Origin of the sequence: Deinococcus fonticola, from assembly GCF_004634215.1 — a bacterium.
GTDB classification, from domain to species: Bacteria; Deinococcota; Deinococci; order Deinococcales; family Deinococcaceae; genus Deinococcus; species Deinococcus fonticola.
The window spans coordinates 1-3646 of the sequence record NZ_SMMH01000078.1 but is presented as its reverse complement, the minus strand read 5'-3'; the positions used below and the strand labels follow the sequence as shown (position 1 = coordinate 3646).

Sequence of the window (3646 nt, the reverse complement as noted above, 5' to 3'; positions counted from 1 at the left end):
CGTTTACGACTATTGATTCCGCTTAACGATGTCCATAACAGTGTTTTTACTGAGGTGAAGCTCACTGGCAATTGCCCGATAGGATTTCCCCGCCGCCCGCAGTTTGAGCACTTTGGCTTCATTGCGGTCTGCTTTGGGTCTTTGCCCTTCCTGACGGCCAAACTTCACGCCCCTTTCCTGAGCCGCAGAAATCCCTGAACGGATACGTTCACGCAGCAAATCCCGCTCGAACTCCGCGAGGGCGGCCATCAGTGAAGCAAACAACTTTCCCTGTGGTGAGCGCAAATCAAACTGCAAGCCCGTCTGGGCAATCACGCTGACTCCATAGTATTCCAGTTCCTGAAGGGTATGCAGCAGGTCGGTCGTTGACCGACCCCAGCGAGTGAGTTCTGTGACCAGCACCGCTTCAATCTGCCTGTCACGCGCCAGATTCATCACCTTTTTGCGTTCACTGCGGGAATTGACGTTCCCAGAAGCGGTTTCCCTGAAAATGGCGACAATCTCAAAATCGCCCCGCTCAGCGAAAGCGCGTAAATCCCGCTCCTGACGTTCACAGGATTGGTCTCCGGTCGAAACCCGGCAATAGAGGGCGGCCTTGCGAAAGTGTCCCAATTGAACCCTCCTGTTTTGAGCACCTGAAAACGCTGATTTCATCGGTCTCAAAACGTGTCCCAATTAAGGTATACCTTAATTGGGACAATGACCATCCGCAAAACCCGTCTGACCCTTCTCACTGGTACTCAAAGGAAGCAATTCACCGAGTTCTCTGAACCCACTGATGCCCTGCTATCGAGGTACTACACCCTGTCGGACGATGACATGTCTCTGATTCAGGAGCGCCGCCGCAATTCCAATCGCCTGGGTTTTGCTGTCCAACTCTGTGTGCTGCGGCACCTGGGCAAAGTTCTGGATGTAGCTGAAGCACCGCCCACAGCGGTGCTTTCCTTTCTGGGAGAGCAGCTCGGGATTGACCCTGATGAATACGTCGAGTATGCCAGCCGGGAACCCACGCGCCGGGAGCATTTCCTCGAACTCTGCCAACGGCTCGGGTATCAGTCTTTCTCGCTGGAAATGAACCGTGAGTTCCGACGCTGGCTCATTCCTCTCGCCATCGTCACACCACAGCCGTTCCCATTGGTCAGTGCCTTGCTCGACGAGCTTCGTCGCCAGAAAATACTGGTTCCACGTCTGGGCGTGCTGGAACGCATGGTCAGTCATGCCCGCAGTCAGGCTGAAGCGACGGTCTACCGGATTCTTGGGGAAATCACCGCAGGGTACGAACAGGCGCTTGATGACCTGCTGACCGTGCCGGAAGACCAGGCGATGGCTCCGTTTACCCGACTGAAACAGTGGCCGCGTCACCCCAAACCCGCCAATATCCTGAAGCTGATAGAGCGGCTGAACCTGCTCCGGCAGTTTCCAGTGAACGACCCCAGACTGGGAACACTGCCGCGTAGCCGTCTGGATGGTCTGGCCGCCGAAGGGAAACGCCTCAGCACTTCCAGTCTGGCGGAGTACGCGCCCGCCAAAAGGCGGGCGGTTATTTTTGCCCATCTGGTCGAGCTTTCGCAGACCCTAACCGACGAAGTGCTGGAAATGCACGACCGCCTGATGCTGACCTATCTGCGCGAGAGCGAGCAGGCCAGCATCACGGAATATCAGCAACACGGTCAGTCGCTCATCGAGCGACTGCAAACCTTCGAGCAGGTCTGCGCCGCGCTGGTCAGGGCGCGAGCGGAACATCTCGACCCCTATCAAGTCATTGAGGCTATCCTGCCCTGGGGAAAGCTGGTGGCTTCCATCGCTGACCCACAGGCCGCCCAGCAGCTTCGCCAGCTTGACCCGTTGCAGTACCTCACGCAGTCATTTCGACGGGTCAGGGCGTACTCGCAGAAGTTGCTGGACACGTTTACCTTCAGAGCCACTCCCTCCGCCGAACCGTTGTTGCAGGGCATCGAGGCGCTCCAGGAGATGTACCGCAACGGGAAGCGCATGCTTCCCGCTTCCGTGCCCTTGCGGTTTATCCGGCAGAAATGGGCCAGTTTTGTTCTGGATGGGGAGAAAGTCAGTCGCCCGTACTATGAACTTTGCGTGCTGGACGAACTGCGCCTGGCCCTGCGCTCCGGCGACCTGTGGGTGGAAGGCAGCCGCAGATACCGTGACCTTGAAGAATATCTGCTGCCCAGAACAGACTGGCAGGCAAAACAGGCCGAACTCTCCCTACAACTCCCAGAAACCTTCGACGATTACTGGCAGGAACGCAAAATCCTGATGGAAGCCCGACTCGAAGAAGTCAGCACCGGACTGTTCAAAGGGAAGCTGATGGATGTCTCCAACTCGCGTGGCAAAATCAAAATCACGCCACAGAAGAAACTGGTTCCACCGCAGGTTGACCCGCTGGCCCGACAGCTTGCAAAACGGCTCCCCCGCATCAAGGTCACCGACCTGGTACAGCAGGTTGACCGCTGGACGAGCTTCTCCGCCTGTTTTACCGACCTCCGCACTGGTCAGCCAGCGGAGAAGCGCCATCACCTGCTCACTGCTCTGCTGGCTGAGGGATTGAATCTGGGGCTGACCAAAATGGCGGAAGCGGTCACCGACCCGGAAATCACCACCAGGCGGCTGATGTACCTCTCGGACTGGTATCTCCGTGAGGAGACCTTCAAAGCAGCCCTGGCTGAAGTGGTGAACTTCCAGAGCCAGCAGTCGCTGGCTCAGTATTGGGGCGACGGCACCAAATCCAGTTCAGACGGGCAACGCTTCCCTGTCGGTGGTCAGGGAAGGAAATTTGGTCACCTGAACGCCAAATATGGCCGTGAACCAGGTGTGCTTTTCTACACTCACGTCTCTGACCAGTACGCGCCCTTCCATACCAAGGCCATCACCACGAACGTCAGAGACGCGCTGCATGTGTTGGACGGTTTGCTCTACCACCAGTCCGACCTTCAGATTCAGGAACACTACACGGATACGGCAGGTTTTACCGACCAGGTGTTCGGGATGTGCCATCTGCTGGGCTTTCGCTTTGCCCCAAGAATTCGTGACCTGGCCGAAACGCGCCTCTACACGCCGGAATCGCCCAGTAGTTATCCAGTGCTGGCCTCGATGGTGAACCGGAAACTCAATCTGGAGCTTCTCCGTGAGAACTGGGATGAACTCCGTCGCCTGACCGTTTCGGTCAGGCATGGCACCGTGACGGCCTCATTGATGATGAGCAAGCTGGCAGCATACCCACGTCAGAACAGTCTGGCACAGGCTCTCAGTGAACTGGGGCGTATCGAGCGCACGCTGTTCACGTTGGAGTGGCTGAGCAGCCCTGAACTCCGTTTACGGGTGCATCATGGGCTGAATAAGGGTGAAGCCCTTCATGCCCTGACCAGAGCGGTTGCGTTTCACCGCAGCGGTGAAATCCGTGACCGTTCCAGCGAAGCCCAGAATCTGCGAGCTAAAGGGATTCAGTTACTGGTCGCCATCATCAGTGCCTGGAACACGGTGGCCCTGCAAGGCGCTGTTGAGCAACTGAAAAACGAAGGGCAGGACGTTCCAGAGGAACTCCTGCCGTACCTGTCGCCATTAGGCTGGGAACACATCAGTTTGACCGGGGACTACTCCTGGCGCACCCTTGCCGATCAACAACCGTAAAAGA

General features: G+C 57.1%; 2 protein-coding genes. One reads left to right on the top strand and one right to left on the bottom strand.

Features of this window, described 5'->3' with window-relative positions; genetic code table 11:
- Positions 1 to 9: 9 nt before the first annotated feature.
- Positions 10 to 612, bottom strand: a complete 603-nt coding sequence (locus tag E5Z01_RS19040) for a recombinase family protein (protein ID WP_135230815.1) — start codon at positions 610 to 612, stop codon at positions 10 to 12.
- An 87-nt stretch (positions 613 to 699) separates the two neighbouring features.
- Here E5Z01_RS19040 and E5Z01_RS19035 point away from each other — a divergent pair, with 87 nt between their 5' ends.
- Positions 700 to 3642 (top strand): Tn3 family transposase, encoded by a 2943-nt coding sequence (locus E5Z01_RS19035; RefSeq protein WP_135230814.1) that lies wholly within the window; start codon positions 700 to 702, stop codon positions 3640 to 3642.
- The last annotated feature ends 4 nt before the right edge of the window (positions 3643 to 3646 follow it).

What these genes read in the sequence shown, in the direction of transcription:
- E5Z01_RS19035 (WP_135230814.1), top strand. Translation starts at nt 700, where the DNA reads ATGACCATCCGCAAAACCCGTCTGACCCTTCTCACTGGTACTCAAAGG.